Origin of the sequence: Companilactobacillus sp. HBUAS59699 (assembly GCF_036913575.1) — a bacterium.
Taxonomy (GTDB): Bacteria; Bacillota; Bacilli; order Lactobacillales; family Lactobacillaceae; genus Companilactobacillus.
Genome location: NZ_JAYKTV010000001.1, coordinates 480,736 through 497,214, shown reverse-complemented (window position 1 = coordinate 497,214; position 16,479 = coordinate 480,736). Strand labels below are relative to the sequence as shown.

Here is a 16,479-nt window from a genome sequence, read left to right as displayed (position 1 = left end):
TACAAGCAAAGCAATATTGCATTTTATCCGAGATATGATATATTAAAAGTGAAAAATTTAATAAGTTGGTTTTCAGGGCAGGGTGTGATTCCCGACCGGCGGTATAGTCCGCGACCCAACGTAAGTTGGCCGAATTGGTTAGATTCCAATACCGATAGTTAAAGTCTAGATGAAAGAAAACAGAGAGGTCTGTTTTGGTGTGCCCTAATTAGGTGTATCCAAACAGACCTCTTTTCTTTTGAAAATCGGCGGGAAAGGTTGATTTTATGGGAAGAAGTACGTACAAATTTCAAGCGCTAGTAGGAGTAGCAATTTTTTCAGCATTGGCATCGATCGTGATGTTCTTTGAATTTCCAGTGTTGTTTTGGTTACCATTCTTGAAGATAGATTTGAGTGATGTAGTAACTATTATTGGTACTTTTGCTTATGGACCAGTCGGTGGAATTCTGATTGCCTTTATTAAGGGGATCTGTCATTGGTTGATCACTGGATCTGGTGTAGCAGGAGTTATTGGCGATGGAGCAAGTATTGTGGGAGCAATTTCACTATTGTTACCTTTCAATTATTTCTGGCAAAAAAACAAAAAAGTCATGGCAGTTGTGATGGGAACTTTGTCATTGACCGTTATCATGTCATTACTTAATTACTTCGTAGTTATGCCGCTTTATATGGGAGTCGTAGGGATGAAGCTTAATATGAGTTTGGCAACATATGTCGCAACAGGTGTGGTTCCATTTAATATCGTTAAGGCATTGATTATTTCTGCGGGTGTCATTGTTGTATATCCAAGATTAAAAGGTCATTTTTTTATAAAGTAAAAAAATACAGTAAAAGTGGCACATTTAAGGGCTTTTTATGAATCTTTAAAGAAAAATTTTAAACTTTTATGATATGCTTTAAGGGATAGAAATTAGGAGGTTGGTTTTTAATGGCCGATAATAACAAAAACAATACTTCTGGTGGTGTTCGCATCCCTAAAAGCACTGACGGTCTAGATGGTTCCGTTAGTCCTGAAGATTTAAGAAAGTACAATTTATTACCATCTGACGGTCAAGATGTTCCTGTTAATAATAGTACGAATAATGTTGAAGAAACACCTGGGGAAGATGGATATTCAGAGCCACAACCCGCTGAACCTTTTACAGACAACAGTACTGATAATGACGAAAATCAAGATATGCAATATGAGGTTCCAACTCAGCCGGATCAATCCATGCCAGATGATGATTATGATCATCTGCAAGCAAGTAAGAATGGTGAGGATCATTTAAGTCAATCCGAAAAGACTGAGGATGAATCAAACAAACCTTCAGCTGCAACTGCTGCAGGTGTTGGTGCTGCTGCCGGCTATGTTGCTGGTAAAGCAGCATCTTCGGATACAGGTAACAATGATTCTGCAAATGAAGCTCCTCAAGAGACTAGAGAACAAGCACAAGCTGAGAATTCTGAACCAACTAATGATAGTGATGAGGAAAAACCATGGGAAAAGACATTCGATTCTGATGAAGATGAAGATGGACATGTTTCTCGTACAATCAGTAAGAGTAAACAACGTGGAAACCATACTTTAGTAGCTACTCTAGTAATTGGTTTGATCATTATTATGTTTGCACCAGTTGTTATTAGTGCAGTTCATGGTAGTGGTAGTGGTGATTTAGATAGTGCTCAATCGGAGAATTCGACCGAGAGTAAGGATAAGACCGCAGCTAAGAAAAAGGCCGCTGCCAAAAAGAAAGAAGAAGCGGAGAAGAAGGCTGCAGCTAAAAAAGCCGCAGCTAAGAAGAAAAAAGCTGAAGAAGAGGCTGCAGCTAAGAAAAAAGCTGCCGCTCAGAAAGCAGCCGAAGAAAAAGAAGCTGCAGCTTCTGCCAATACAAGCACAAATAATTCATCAAACGATACAACTGCTAGTGATAGTACTGACAATAGTTCAAGTAATACTGATAGTACACAAACGCAGCAAACAACGGATTCTAACAATTCTAGTTCATCAACTGGAACAACAACTGATAGTAATTCATCAGCTAATAGTGCCAGTGATAACAGTTCATCATCCTATTACACAGTAAAAGCCGGTGATAACTGGTTTAGAATCGCTTATAACCACAATTTGACTACTGCTCAATTGCAAAATTTAAATAGTGGTATTACAACATTAACACCAGGTACACAATTAAGAGTTAAATAATAATTAATATTATGAAGGGTCTTAGACGATTATGTCCTAGGCCCTTTTGTTAAGCAGAGGGAGTTTAAAAGATGCAAATTGCTATTGACGGTCCAGCATCAGCTGGAAAAAGTACTATTGCTAAATTAATTGCAAAAAATTTAGATTTTGTTTATTGTGATACAGGTGCAATGTATCGTGCAGTTACTTTACTTGCAAAAAAGAACAATGTAGATTATGATGATAGTTCTAGTATTTTAAAATTGATGAGTGAACATAAAATTTATTTTGTTAACAAGCCTGGTGGTCAACATGTCATGCTTGATGATGAGGATATTTCAGATACTATCAGAACGGAAGAAATCACTAATAACGTTTCTCAAGTTTCTGCTATCAAGGAAGTTAGAACAGAACTTGTTGAGATGCAGCGTCAATTGGCAAATGATGTTGATATTGTTATGGATGGCCGTGACATAGGGACGACAGTGCTCCCTGATGCCGATGTTAAGATATTCTTAATTGCCAGTGTTGCCGTCCGTGCAAAACGTCGCTACAAAGAAAATATTGAGCGTGGGATCAATACACCACTAGATGTTTTAGAAGATGAGATTGCTGCTCGTGATTATAAAGATTCACATCGTAAAATTTCACCTCTAAAAAAAGCTGATGACGCGATCGAAGTTGATTCTTCAGATATGAATATAGAACAAGTTGTAAAACGAATTACAGAAATTATTAATAAGAATAAATAGAAATGTAGGGAGGTAGATTTATGGCAGTTCCAGTAGTAGCTTTAGTTGGGCGTCCAAATGTTGGTAAATCAACTATTTTTAATAGAATCATTAATGAACGATTGAGTATTGTTGAGGATACTCCTGGTGTTACACGTGATCGTATTTATGCACGTGCTAGTTGGTTAGGTAAGGAATTCCGTTTGATCGATACCGGTGGTATTGATATGAGTGGTGAACCAATGACGATCCAGATCAAGAATCAAGCCGAAATCGCCATTGACGAGGCTGACGTTATTGTCTTTATCGTTAACGGTCAAAATAGCGTTACTAAAGAAGATGAGGATGTAGCAAAGATTCTTTACCGCACTAAGAAACCAGTTATTTTGGCAGTCAACAAGGCAGATAATCCAGAGCAAAGAGAAAATATCTACGACTTTTACTCACTAGGTTTTGGTGATCCAAATCCTATTTCTGGTGCTCAAGGTACAGGTATCGGTGACTTGCTTGATGAAATCGTCAAAGCATTTCCAAGTGACGAAAAAGCTGAAGAAGATGAGACTATCAAGTTTAGTTTTATCGGACGTCCAAATGTTGGTAAATCATCATTGGTCAACGCAATTTTAGGTGATGAACGTGTCATTGTTTCCAATATGGAAGGAACGACTAGGGATGCCATTGATACTAAGTATCATGATGAGAAGTTAGACAAGGACTTTACGATGATCGATACTGCGGGTATCAGAAAACGTGGCAAGGTTTATGAAAATACTGAGAAGTATTCTGTACTGCGGGCGTTGAGTGCCATTGATAAGTCGGACGTTGTCTGTGTTGTTTTGAATGCTGAAGAAGGCATTCGTGAACAAGACAAGCGTGTTGCCGGATATGCTCACAATGCTGGTAAAGGTGTAATTATCGTCGTTAATAAGTGGGATACTTTGAAAAAAGACAACCACACAATGAAGGACTTTGAAAATCAAATCAGAGATGGGTTCCAATACTTGGCATATGCACCGATCTTGTTTACATCAGCTATTAAGGGTCAGAGACTTGATCAAATTCCTGAACTAGTATCAAGAGTCTATGATAACCGTGAACGTCGTATTCAATCAGCCGTGTTAAATGACTTGTTATTGAGAGCAACATCAATTGCTCCAACGCCGGTTGTTAATGGTAAGAGATTGAGAATTTACTACATGACACAAGTTGCAGTACAACCACCAACTTTTGTCGTGTTTGTTAATGACAATGAACTATTACATTTTTCTTATGAAAGATTTTTAAAGAATCAATTGAGAGACACTTTTGACTTCGAAGGAACACCAATTAAAATTCTCCCAAGAAAGCGCAAATAAGCCCTAAACGGCGGTAAAACTAACGTTTTTATAATTATATTTATAAATTCTGTGAAGTTTTAAGTTTTTATATTAATTTAGAGCGTAAAAGCTTGCCACAACCCTACTGCTATGGTACTTTTGTTAATGGAATGATGAACACAGTCGTCGTTCATGTGTTCTAAAATTATACAAATCTCCGGAGGTATTACGTATGGCAAATAAAGCAGAACTTATTGATAGTGTTGCAAGTAAGACAGGTCTAACAAAGAAGGATGCAACTTCAGCAGTTGATGCTGTTTTTGAAAGCATTCAAGAAAACTTATCAGAAGGTAACAAAGTTCAATTAATCGGCTTTGGTAACTTTGAAGTACGTCAACGTGCAGCTCGTAAAGGCCGTAACCCACAAACTGGTGAAGAAATTAAGATTCCAGCAAGCAAGGTTCCAGCATTTAAGCCAGGTAAGGCTTTGAAAGACTCAGTTAAATAGGTTTATCTCGGGGGCGGTCGGATGACCGTCTTTTTTTATGCAGAGAGTAAAAAAGAAGTCGAATACATTTAAAATAACGGAGGAAATAATTTGACTAAAGCAGATGAAGTAATGGACACAATTGATGCAGGTGATTTTACTAAAGTAGATAGTTTAATCAAGCAATCACTTGAACAAGACGACGATCAAACACAATTTTCTTTGGCTGAGACATTGATGAGCCGAGGCCTATCAGTTCAAGCTAAAACAATTTATGAACATTTATTAGTATTTTATCCTGACGAAGGTCAGATCCTTTCACGATTGGCAGAGATTGCAGTCTCAGACGGTGATTCTGATCAAGCGCTGGATTATATATCGCAGATTGGTCCAGATTCGCCAGCATATGCTGAGAATCTCTTAGTATCGGCGGACATTTATCAATCTCAAGGACTATATGAAGTTAGTGAACAAAAATTGCTTACAGGTATTAGAAATTATCCTGATGAAGATGTTTTCAAATTTGCAATTGCGGAACTATACTTTGATGAGAATCTCTTCAGCAAGGCGTTAACGTATTATGACATGCTTTTGGATGCTGGTATCACCAACTACTCAGGTATCTCGATCGTGTTGCGTAAGGCAAGTTCTTTGGCTGGTGACGGTCAATATGAAGAGGCTATTTCTGAATTTGAAAAACTCAATGCCATTGAGTTGAATGAAGATGCTCAGTATCAATTAGGATTTTTGTATAATCAAGTAAAGGATTATAATAAGTCTATTAGTGTTTTAGAAAAATTACTTGAGACGAATCATGATTATCCAACAGCTTATGCAATTTTAGCTGATGATTATTTGAACATTAAGAAGAATCAAGAAGCATTCAAATATGCACAATTAGGAATCAACTTGAATGAATTAGATGAAAGATTGTACCAAATTGCTTTTGACGCCGGTATTTCTGAAGAACCAGATGAAGCAATGTCAATAATTCAAAAAGGTATCAAGACAGTGGAAACACCATTGCCATTGATCATTCGTCTGAGTGATTTTTACGTAACACGTGGACAATACAAGAACAACTTAGATTTGTTAAGTGGTGTTGATATCAACGGTAATCCTAAGTTAACTTGGAATTTGGCTAAGTCTTACTTTGAAACAGATGATGTTGCCAAAGCTCAAGAGAACATATTATTAGTGTTGGATGAGTACAGGGACAATTTGGATTATTTGACAGATGTGATTGAAATATTGCGTAGCAGTGGCGATAAGGCTGCCTTGAAGGCTGCTTTGACGTTGTACTTGAAACAAGATCCTGATAATGATGAAATGCGAGCATTGATGGATCAAATTTAAAATGTGAGGTAATTTTATGCAGATTAAAAAACTTCCTTCAGACTTTGAACAGGCACTTCCAGTCTTAGAAGAAATCGAAAAAGCAGGATTTGAAGCTTATTTTGTTGGAGGAAGTGTGCGCGATCACATTTTAGGCTTACCAATTCACGATGTGGATATTGCCACAAGTGCTTATCCTGAAGAAATCAAAACAATCTTTAAGCGCACAGTAGATACGGGTATCCAACATGGTACTGTAACTGTTTTGGTTGGGGATGATTCATATGAAATCACGACTTTTAGAACTGAGTCAGGATATCAGGATTTTCGAAGGCCGGATCAAGTAACCTTTGTTCGATCGTTAGAAGATGACTTAAAGAGACGTGATTTTACGATCAATGCTTTAGCAGTCGATCGTAATGGCAATGTTATTGATAAATTCGACGGTCTAGGTGATTTGAAGAAGCAGATTATTCGTGCAGTCGGAAAAGCCGAAGAGAGGTTCCATGAAGATGCACTACGAATGATGCGTGCAGTGAGATTTCAATCACAGCTTGATTTTACTGTTGAAACTGAAACCGCAAAGGCTATTAAAGATAATTCCTATTTATTAGAAAAAATTGCTGTAGAGCGTGTCAGAGAAGAATTTATTAAGTTAATGCTTGGAAAAGCTTGGCAAACAGGATTCAATGATTTCTTAAAATTGAATCTATCAGAGTATTGTCCAGCCTTTAAGAATCAACGTGATAATTTGGCTAAGTTGTTAAAATTAGATGATTTAAAGTTTGTCGACGAAGAAGCAGCTTGGACGGCTATTGGTTATGCCATGGATCTGACACCCAAACAATTTAATAAGATGCTTCGTGACTGGAAAGTATCGAATAAATCTCGTGAAACTAGTGTTGCAACTGATAAGATGTTAAAGAATTTTAAAAAAGGTAATTTTGATCTTTGGGATATTTATTCCCTAGGAGTAGATAATTTTGCACGAACTGTCAGTTTATGTAAACTGTTCAAAATAAAGCTTGATGACAAAAATTTATCTGAAGAAGTGCTTAATATTCCAATAAAATCTAGTCGAGATTTAGCTATCACAGGTAATGACATAATCAAAATTTTGAAGATAAAACCGGGTCCAGAAATTGGAAAACTGATGTCTGAAATAGAGCATAAGGTCGTGGAAGGAACCGTTTACAATAATTTTGATAAATTAGCACAATATTTGTTAAGTGAATGAGGTTGCTGTGGTATCATTATCCTAGTAAGTAATTTAGTATCGAAAGGGTGGTAATATGACAAAACATGTTTTTAAAGAATTAAAATTCTACTTCAGAAATGATGATACTTGGACAGTTAGTCACAGTGAAATGAGTGATGTTTGGATTTCACGTGTAACTACTAGTTATGGACGTATTAAAGGTGGACGCATGCAAGAAATTCACCCATGCAAACGTTTCAGAATTGAAATCCTACCAGAAGCTGATTACATTAAGGATACTGACGTTTCTACAGCTGCTATGACTGAAGGAATGTTCAACCGTGTAATTAAGTATCAAGACATTGAAAAATGTGACCTTGTATTTGAAGACGATGAAGATAAAGAACCAATGCAAATCTATTTCCCATTCAAACAAAAAGATTCTGAAGGACTAGATAACGTTTATCAAACATCAGCAGTTTCAAGTAAGACAGGAAATCTTTATATCTCAATCGATAAAGAACATACTGTTTTCGATGTATACAACAAAGATTTATAAAATAAAAGCCTCACAAGTGATTGTGGGGTTTTTGTTTTGCCTAATTTTATGTGATAATTAACAGGACATCCTCTATCAGAGAGACGTAAATAAATTACAATAACGTGGTGAATTAATTGAAAACTTTAAATATCACAAATGCATATAAGTCATTTGGTGAGAGAACACTTTTTAAAGATGTAACTTTCACCATTGGTGAAGGTGACAGAATAGGATTACTAGGGCTTAACGGTGCTGGTAAAACAACATTACTTGATGGAATCGTTAATCCGGAAGATTTGAATTCTATAGAGATCGAAAAACCTAAGAATTACAAGATCACTTATTTAACTCAGCAACCAGAACTTGACGAGAAGTTATCAGTCATTGATTCTGTTTTTGCTGGTAGTGGTGAAAAATTCCAATTAATCAGAAAGTACGAGAGTGCTTTAACAAAATTCAATGCCAATTCAACTGATAGTAAGATTCAAGATGAATTCTTTAAGTTGCAGGAACAAATGAATGCGGCAGAAGCTTGGCAAATGGAATCAGATGTTAAGTCGATTTTGAATAAATTAGGTATTACTGAATTAGATAAGAAAGTTGAAGATTTGTCCGGTGGACAACAGAGACGTGTGGCACTGGCTCAAACTTTAATATCTGATTCCGATTTATTGATCCTCGATGAACCTACTAATCACTTGGATTATGAAGCAATCGATTGGTTAGAGGGTTATCTGAACAAGTATAAGGGTTCAGTATTATTCGTTACCCATGATCGTTATTTCTTGAATACCGTAGCAACGAGAATTTTCGAGCTGGAGAATCGTAATGTAACTGAATACGATGGTAACTATGAGAAGTATTTGCAACAAAAAGCTGCTAACGAAGAGATATATGCTTCTGAACAACATCATAAGACACAGATGTATAAGAAGGAACTAGATTGGATGCGTGCCGGTGTTAAGGCACGTGGAACTAAGCAACAAGCTCGTATCGATAGATTTAAGGATCTGAAGGAAGATCTGCAAGACAAGCCTGATGTACAAAAAGATATGTCGATCGACATTGCTCAACAACGTTTAGGAAATGATGTATTTGATATTAAGAATGCCAGTCTTAAATTTGATGACAAAGTTATAATCGATGACTTCAGTTATTTGATTACTAAGGGAGATCGAATTGGTGTGACGGGTTCAAATGGTTCTGGCAAGACGACCTTTTTGAATACGATCGTCAATAAGATTCCGCTCGACTCTGGTGAGATCAAGACCGGTCAGACGGTAAAAATCGGTTATTACACTCAGTACACTGAAGACATGGATCCAGATAAGCGAGTTATCTTGTATCTAGAAGGAATTGGTCAAAATGTCCGCAATACAGATGGAGAGCGAATGTCTGCGTCACAATTGTTGGATACTTTCAAGTTTGATCACAATATGCAAAGTGCCTTCATTCGTGAACTTTCTGGTGGTGAGAAACGTCGTTTGTATCTTCTAGCCATCTTGATGAATCAACCGAACGTATTGCTGCTGGATGAGCCAACTAATAATTTGGACATTGAGACGTTGACCATCCTCGAAAATTATTTGGAAAGCTTCAAGGGAACTGTCTTAGCTGTATCCCATGATCGTTACTTCCTAGATAAAATAGCTGATAAGCTACTGATCTTTGAGGGTAATGGAAAAATTAAAGAGAGTTATGATTCTTATTCCGAATATCTCAAGAAGATGAACGAACAAGAACAAGCTAAGCACCATGAAGCAAAAGAGAAAAAGCAAGAAGCAGCCGTTGCTGAAAAAGAACCTGAGAAAAAGACAAAATTGACTTATGCTGAAAAAATGGAGTTTGATAAATTGGAACCTCAAATCGAAAAATTAGATGACGAAATTTCTGATTTGAAGAATCAATTGAATGATGATTCTAATGGGTATCAAGAATTGATGGATTTTCAGCGTCAGTTGGATGAAAAAAACGCTGAAGCCGACAAGTTAATGGAACGTTGGGAATACTTAGGTCAATTTGAGTAATTTAAGGAGAAATCATGACGAATACTAACGAGCAACAATATTTGGATCTTTTAAATTATGTATTAGAAAACGGACATAAAAAAAGTGATCGTACTGGTACTGGTACGATCAGTACTTTTGGATATCAGATGCGATTTGATCTAACAAAATCATTCCCACTTTTAACAACTAAAAAAGTGCCATTTGGGTTGATCAAGAGTGAATTATTGTGGTTCCTACATGGTGATACTAATATTCGCTTCCTGTTAGAACATAAGAATCACATTTGGGATGAATGGGCATTTAAGAAGTATATCGAAAGTTCTGAATATACAGGCCCTGACATGACGGACTTTGGTCGCAGAAGCCTTGTTGATGAGGACTTTGCCAAAGAATACAAAATCCAAAAGAGTCAATTTGACAAAAATATTTTAGAAAATGATGAATTCGCCAAGAAGTATGGTGATTTAGGATTTGTTTATGGTTCTCAATGGCGTCACTGGCAAACTCGTGATGGTGGTTTTATTGATCAAATCAGTAATGTCATCGACCAGATAAAAAACACACCCGACTCTAGACGTATGATCGTCAGTGCTTGGAATCCAGAAGATGTGCCGTCAATGGCCTTGCCTCCATGTCATACATTGTTCCAATTTTATGTAAATGATGGTAAGTTGTCTTGTCAGTTGTATCAAAGAAGTGGTGACCTATTCTTAGGTGTACCCTTTAATATCGCCAGCTATGCTTTATTGACACATCTGATTGCACGTGAGACTGGACTGGAGGTAGGAGACTTTGTTCATACACTTGGAGACGCACATATTTATTCCAACCACATTGAACAAGTTAAAACACAGTTATCACGTGAACCACATGAAGGACCACAATTAGAGATCAATTCTGATAAGAGTATTTTTGATTTGGATGTTTCAGATATTAAAGTTAAAGATTATAATCCAGAACCAGCAATCAAGGCACCTATTGCCGTATAAGGAGAATATCGATGATTATTAGTTTTGTTTGGGCCGAAGATAAGAACCATGTAATTGGAAAAGACGGAAGTTTACCTTGGTCTTTACCAAATGATCTAAAGCATTTTAGGGATGTGACAGCACATCACACTATTGTTATGGGACGAAAAACATATGAGAGCTTTCCTAATGGTCCGCTCCCACACAGATTGAATATTGTCATTTCACGTAATCCTAATTATCAAGTACCTGAATCAGTAGTTTTATTATCAGATAAGTCGCAATTATCTAGTTTTGTTTCTGATGACGAAGAAGTTATGGTAATTGGTGGAGCGGGTATCTTTGAGATGTTCAAAAATGATGTGGATCGCTTGTATTTAACTAGGATCGATCACGAGTTTGATGGGGACGTTAAAATGATCGATTTGGATTATAGTAAATTCAAATTGACTGAAAAAAAAGAAGGTGTCGTGGATGATAATAATATCTATCCATACACCTTCGAAACTTATGATAAGATTTAAACGTAAAAATAAACTGAAAAATACATTAATGCGGTACCTATCATGACGAATATGTGCCAGATAACGTGAATGTATTTAAGATTTTTCATTAAATATAAGCATGCACCGAGCGTAAAAGCAATTCCACCAGCAACTAGTAACCAGATGCCAGTTGCTCCAATAGAGTGATAAAGTGGCTTCATCGCAATGACGATTGCCCAACCCATCAAAACATAAAGTAATGTTTCTAAGTATTTGAATTTACCAACGTTGAATATTTTGTACAAAATGCCAAGTATTGCTAGGATCCAAATTACTGACAAGATAATAATGCCAAAAGTAGAGCCTCTAAGAGCTACTAAGCAAAATGGTGTGTAAGTACCCGCAATCATCAAAAAAATTGAACTGTGGTCAAATATTTGAAAGACACCTTTAGCTTTGGTGAAATATAGACTGTGAAAAAGGGTTGAACTCAAATATAAAAAGAATAAGGTGAAGGCATAGATAGAATATGCGGTTATTGCCAGTGGATCACCTTGTTTAGCACCTTTGATCAACAGAAATACAGCACCGATTATTGCTAGAATTATCCCAATACCATGGGTGACGGCGCTAAAAATTTCATTTGTGATCAAGTATCGTCTGGTGAATGCTCTAACTTTTTTAGCCAAAATTAAAACCAACTTTCATAGTATCTTTATTACATTTTAACGTAATTCTGATAATAAGTAACCGATATGGCGTAACAATTGATAGGCTTTCAAATAATGTCTTGAAAGTCTATTTTTATTTTCAATATTTGAATCAAGTATAATATAATAGAAAAAGATGTTAAAATTTATGAATGTGTTTTTGAAGTGTCGCTGTCTTAATGAGAAACTCAAAATCGTTGATATATCAATAACATTTAATATAGCAGTTTAAATCTGTTATAATCGATAATAATGAAAACCCTATGAAAGAGGGATAAAATGAGTAAAGTAAAAATCCTTACCGACTCGTCGGTACAAATCACTCCAGAAGAAATTGAGAAGTTTGATATTGGAGTAGTTCCACTAACAATTAATATTGATGGCAACACTTATACAGATGGTGTTGATATTACGCGTGAGGAATTCGTGAAGGAAATGGATTCTTCGAATGAATTACCAAAGACGTCTCAACCTTCCATTGGTACATTTATGAGTGTTATTGACAAGGTTCCTGAAGACTATACCGATATTCTCTCTTTGAATATGACCGAGGCAATCAGTGGTACAGTTAACGCTGCTAGACAAGTTGCTGAAATGACAGACCGCCATATGGAAGTAGTTGATACAGAGTTCACTGATCGTGCTTTAGCATTTCAAGTTATCAAAGCTGCACAACTCGCTCAAGAGGGTAAATCTATCGATGAGATCAAACAAGCTATTGAAGTTGTCAGAGATCATACTTACTTATACATGGGTGTAACAAGTATTGAGAACATCTTACGTGGTGGACGTTTGAGCCGCTTCGCAAGTACCTTATCAACTTTGTTGAACATTAACTTAGTTCTGACACTAAAGAATAACAGTTTGGATATCGCTAAACGTGGTCGTGGCCGTAAGACAATTGAAAAATACATGAGCAATGTTATGGAAGAGATCAAGAGCTTAGAGAATATTAAAGCTATTGGTATTTCATATGTCGATAAGATGGATTATGTAAATGAATTGAAAGACAAACTGAAAGAAATCGTACCAGATGTTCCTTTACTTATTAGAGTAACAAGTCCTGTTATTGCAACACACGCAGGTTCAGGAGCATTCGCAATTGAATTTTATACAGAGTAAAAGCTGATGAAAACATCAGCTTTTTTTGAAAGATGGATTAATTTATGAAGAAAAAAAGTATTTGGATCGCAGTGATTGTGATTGTTTTAGTAGCAATTGGTGGCGGATTAGGTTATTATTTTACTCAATCAAAAACCAGTAATCAAAGTGTTAACAGTAATAAAATTGAAAAAGTAGCTAAGAAAAAGAAGAAAAAAGTTATTCCTAAGAAAAGCACGATCAATATCGTAGCAATTGGTGATTCTTTAACTCAAGGTGTTGGTGATTCCAAGTCGATTGGTGGCGGTTATGTTACCAGATTAAAGGAAAAAGTTGCCGACAAATACAAAGTTAAGACTAATGCGTATAACTATGGTGTATCGGGTGATACTAGTAATCAAATAATGACTAGGATTCAAAATGACGACAAGATGCATAAAGACTTGCCTAATGCGGATATCATTACTGTCACAGTGGGTGGGAATGATTTCATGCATTTACTTAAGCGTAAGGGGATCGATTTGACTGCCACTGACATTAGTAATGAACAGACCCAATTTGACGAACGTTTAAAGCAATTGCTATCTGATATTAGAAGTTACAATAGTAACGCACCGATTTATTTGATTGGTATTTATAATCCTTTTAGTATTTATTTATCTAATATTAAGGATGCAAAAACGGCTTTCATTAATTGGAATAAAGGTTCAGCACAAGTAGCATCAACGGTTAATGATACTTATTTTGTAGATATAAATAATCTTTATACATCTAAAAAGACGCTTAAAAAAGTTAAAAAAGATGGTGTTAATCCATACTTGTATACAAAAGATCATTTTCATCCCAATGCAACAGGTTATGATATGATGACTGCTAAGGTTTTTGAGGAAGTAAGTAAAACATCAAAGGAATGGCTGATTAAATAGTTATGAAGAATAAGAATTATTGGAAATATGCATTTATAGCACTAGTTGCTGTTTTGGTAGTAGGATTAGGAATTGTTGGTACGAAAGTATTGAGATCTTCAAATGAGACTTATCGTGTTTCATCAACGATCGAATCACAGAATGATAAAGTTTTTACCGTTGATATGAACAAACAAGAAGCTAATAAGATGGCACAATACTATCTTAAGAATACTTTGAATGACGGGAAAACTGAGTACCAATTGAAGTTAAAGAAGGATGCTGAATTGACAGGAGCAATTGCCTTTTTAGGTTCAAAGATTCACTTTGCACTTGTCATGACTCCATATGCCAAAACCAATGGGGATGTACTTTTAAAGGCAAAAGCTATCAAAATTGGTGAATTATCATTACCAATTTCATTTGTAATGAATTATATTAATAATAGTTTTAAAGTTCCTGAATGGGTCAGTGTCAACAGTAAGGATAAGACGATCTTGCTTAAATTTACTAAGTTCACTACTAAAGAAGGATACGGTATCCGTGCTAAAAAGATCGATTTGAAGAATAATAAACTTCAATTTGATATTATGAACAAAAAAATTACTAGTAAACAATAAGCTACACAAAGGAGGAACAATGAAGCGGAGTTTTTATGAATTCTTGATGACATTAAGAAATGCAGATAGCACTGAACCAGAAGCAGAATTTGCGGCTAATGCTCATCGTGATCAATCGTTTCCTAAACAAGAGACTGATTATGAGAAGATCTCTGACTATTTAGAATTAAATGCTGGCTATTTGCCAAGTATGACGATTTTTGATGAAGTGTACCAAAAATACCAAGATACTGACAGAAAATAGGTGATAAATATGGCGTTACAATGGTATCCAGGACATATGAATAAGGCAAAGAACCAAGTACAAGATCGCTTAAAGATGGTTGATATTGTACTTGAAATCGTTGATGCACGTTTACCCTTTAGCTCTAGAAACCCAGTGTTGGAACAAATTATCGACCAAAAAAAGCACATAATTATTTTGAATAAAGCTGATTTGGCTGATCCAAAATTAACTAACGATTGGAAACTTAACTTTGAGCAAGAAGGAACTTCAGCAATTGAATTAGATGCTAAGCACAATAAAGGTCTAGGTAAGATCAATAGTATGATCCATCAAGAACTTGCTGATAAGATTGCTAAATACGAAAAAAATGGTGTGAAGAATTATCGTATCAAGGCAATGTGTATAGGTATCCCTAATGTTGGTAAATCCACGATTCTCAATCGTATTGTGGGTAAAAATGTGGCTGTAACTGGGAATAAACCCGGTGTAACTAAGAATCAAAATTGGTTAAAAACAAAATACGATATCGACTTATTAGATACCCCAGGTATTTTGTGGCCTAAGATCGATGATCCCAAAGTTGGTATGAAGTTGGCTTTGTCTGGTGCAATTAAAGACAAAATTTATGCACCAGATGACGTGGCTATTTATGCTTTGGATTTCTTAGAAACTCATTATTTGGATCGTTTGTTGGATGTATATAATCTTGAAAAAGAAGATTTGTTTGACCACACCACACCGGAATTATTAATGCATTTAACTGAGAAATTCGGATATAAGGAAGATTATGAGCGTGCTTCCAGACGAATCATTGAAGATGTACGTAAGTTGAAATTAGGTCGTGTGACCTTAGATGTTCCAGGTGAATTTTATGAAGAATAAATTGACCATCAAGGACGTTAAAGAATTGTTGGCTGGTAATGTGGATCAAAATGATTTGGAATTATTAGCTGACGATAAGCGTGCTGGTGTTCAAAAATTATTAACGCAATATTTTAAAAAAGAGCAACAAAAAGCAGAATTGATCGATAAGTTTCATAAGAAAGAATTCTTGGAACGAGACTATTGGGACCATGGATTAACCGTTGCCGGAGTTGATGAAGTGGGTCGCGGACCGTTAGCTGGTCCTGTGGTTACAGCGGCAGTAATCTTGCCTGCTGACAATACTTTGTATGAAGTTGACGATTCAAAGAAATTAACTGCTAAAAAGCGTGATGAGCTATATCGTCAAATTTGCGATCAGGCTATTGATATTAGTATTGGCGTTGGTAGTTCAAGATTAATTGATCAAGAGAATATTTATCATGCGACGGAATTAGTTATGAAGGACGCAGTCGATCGCTTGTATTTAAAACCTGACCATATTTTAGTTGATGCCATGACTATTCCGGTCAATATTGGCCAGACTAAGCTTATTAAAGGTGATTCAAAATCATTAAGTATCGGTGCAGCCAGTATAGTTGCTAAAGTATCCAGAGATAGATTGATGAGTGCATATGATAAATTGTATCCGGAATTTGGTTTCTTAAAGAATGATGGGTACGGGACAAAAGAGCATCTTAGAGCATTGGATGAGTTTGGAAGAACTCCAATTCATCGCATGAGCTTTTCACCCGTTCGTAAAACGAATAAGTTGTATCAGACACCATTTTCGTAATTTAATTACGAAGGTGGTTTTTTTAT

The 16,479-nt window shown here is 35.9% G+C and carries 18 protein-coding genes and 1 riboswitch; of the genes, 17 read left to right on the top strand and 1 reads right to left on the bottom strand.

Going from position 1 to position 16,479, the window contains the following annotated elements:
• The first annotated feature begins 64 nt into the window (after nt 1-64).
• Nucleotides 65-185, top strand: a riboswitch (FMN riboswitch).
• 81 nt (nt 186-266) lie between these two features.
• The 11 genes from U8519_RS02525 (at nt 267) to U8519_RS02475 (ending at nt 11,273) form a co-directional block, all read left to right on the top strand.
• Nucleotides 267-818, top strand: coding sequence for an ECF transporter S component (locus U8519_RS02525; protein WP_334328752.1), 552 nt, complete (start codon nt 267-269; stop codon nt 816-818).
• 110 nt (nt 819-928) lie between these two features.
• Complete coding sequence (locus U8519_RS02520; RefSeq protein ID WP_334328751.1) at nt 929-2,185, top strand: LysM peptidoglycan-binding domain-containing protein; 1,257 nt, start codon at nt 929-931, stop codon at nt 2,183-2,185.
• 71 nt (nt 2,186-2,256) lie between these two features.
• Nucleotides 2,257-2,916 carry a (d)CMP kinase gene (gene cmk, locus U8519_RS02515; protein ID WP_334328750.1) on the top strand — a complete coding sequence of 220 codons (660 nt, stop codon included), beginning with the start codon at nt 2,257-2,259 and terminating at the stop codon, nt 2,914-2,916.
• A gap of 20 nt (nt 2,917-2,936) precedes the next feature.
• A complete protein-coding gene (gene der / locus U8519_RS02510) occupies nt 2,937-4,250 on the top strand; it encodes a ribosome biogenesis GTPase Der (RefSeq protein ID WP_334328749.1) in 1,314 nt (437 codons plus the stop codon).
• Nucleotides 4,251-4,443: 193 nt separating this feature from the next.
• Nucleotides 4,444-4,719: an HU family DNA-binding protein gene (locus tag U8519_RS02505; RefSeq protein ID WP_010623460.1), complete on the top strand. Its 276-nt coding sequence runs from the start codon at nt 4,444-4,446 to the stop codon at nt 4,717-4,719.
• Between the two features lie 90 nt (nt 4,720-4,809).
• Complete coding sequence (locus U8519_RS02500; RefSeq protein ID WP_334328748.1) at nt 4,810-6,054, top strand: tetratricopeptide repeat protein; 1,245 nt, start codon at nt 4,810-4,812, stop codon at nt 6,052-6,054.
• Nucleotides 6,055-6,070: 16 nt separating this feature from the next.
• Complete coding sequence (locus U8519_RS02495) at nt 6,071-7,270, top strand: CCA tRNA nucleotidyltransferase (RefSeq protein ID WP_334328747.1); 1,200 nt, start codon at nt 6,071-6,073, stop codon at nt 7,268-7,270.
• A gap of 55 nt (nt 7,271-7,325) precedes the next feature.
• Entirely contained in the window at nt 7,326-7,790 is a 465-nt protein-coding gene (locus U8519_RS02490) for a hypothetical protein (protein WP_334328746.1), read from the top strand.
• Between the two features lie 116 nt (nt 7,791-7,906).
• A complete protein-coding gene (locus tag U8519_RS02485; protein WP_334328745.1) occupies nt 7,907-9,799 on the top strand; it encodes an ABC-F family ATP-binding cassette domain-containing protein in 1,893 nt (630 codons plus the stop codon).
• 11 nt (nt 9,800-9,810) lie between these two features.
• Nucleotides 9,811-10,770: a thymidylate synthase gene (locus U8519_RS02480; RefSeq protein WP_334328965.1), complete on the top strand. Its 960-nt coding sequence runs from the start codon at nt 9,811-9,813 to the stop codon at nt 10,768-10,770.
• Between the two features lie 11 nt (nt 10,771-10,781).
• Nucleotides 10,782-11,273 carry a dihydrofolate reductase gene (locus U8519_RS02475; RefSeq protein ID WP_334328744.1) on the top strand — a complete coding sequence of 164 codons (492 nt, stop codon included), beginning with the start codon at nt 10,782-10,784 and terminating at the stop codon, nt 11,271-11,273.
• On the opposite strand, the gene trhA is transcribed toward U8519_RS02475, so the two are convergent.
• Nucleotides 11,270-11,923: a PAQR family membrane homeostasis protein TrhA gene (trhA, locus tag U8519_RS02470; protein ID WP_334328743.1), complete on the bottom strand. Its 654-nt coding sequence runs from the start codon at nt 11,921-11,923 to the stop codon at nt 11,270-11,272. The genes U8519_RS02475 and trhA overlap by 4 nt on opposite strands.
• A 300-nt stretch (nt 11,924-12,223) precedes the next feature.
• Between trhA and U8519_RS02465 the strand changes: the two genes are divergently transcribed.
• Genes U8519_RS02465 through U8519_RS02440 form a run of 6 tightly spaced genes read left to right on the top strand, consistent with a single transcriptional unit; the run spans nt 12,224 to nt 16,453 of the window.
• Nucleotides 12,224-13,066 carry a DegV family protein gene (locus tag U8519_RS02465; protein WP_334328742.1) on the top strand — a complete coding sequence of 281 codons (843 nt, stop codon included), beginning with the start codon at nt 12,224-12,226 and terminating at the stop codon, nt 13,064-13,066.
• A 44-nt stretch (nt 13,067-13,110) separates the two neighbouring features.
• The gene (locus tag U8519_RS02460) at nt 13,111-13,971 is read left to right on the top strand and encodes a DUF459 domain-containing protein (RefSeq protein ID WP_334328741.1); all 861 of its coding nucleotides are present in this window, start codon (nt 13,111-13,113) and stop codon (nt 13,969-13,971) included.
• A 2-nt stretch (nt 13,972-13,973) separates the two neighbouring features.
• The gene (locus tag U8519_RS02455) at nt 13,974-14,570 is read left to right on the top strand and encodes a YpmS family protein (RefSeq protein WP_334328740.1); all 597 of its coding nucleotides are present in this window, start codon (nt 13,974-13,976) and stop codon (nt 14,568-14,570) included.
• Nucleotides 14,571-14,589: 19 nt separating this feature from the next.
• Complete coding sequence (locus tag U8519_RS02450) at nt 14,590-14,814, top strand: YozE family protein (protein WP_334328739.1); 225 nt, start codon at nt 14,590-14,592, stop codon at nt 14,812-14,814.
• A gap of 9 nt (nt 14,815-14,823) precedes the next feature.
• Complete coding sequence (gene ylqF, locus U8519_RS02445) at nt 14,824-15,678, top strand: ribosome biogenesis GTPase YlqF (protein ID WP_334328738.1); 855 nt, start codon at nt 14,824-14,826, stop codon at nt 15,676-15,678.
• Nucleotides 15,668-16,453 (top strand): ribonuclease HII, encoded by a 786-nt coding sequence (locus tag U8519_RS02440; protein ID WP_334328737.1) that lies wholly within the window; start codon nt 15,668-15,670, stop codon nt 16,451-16,453. Before ylqF ends, U8519_RS02440 begins: the two co-directional genes overlap by 11 nt.
• Nucleotides 16,454-16,479: the final 26 nt, after the last annotated feature.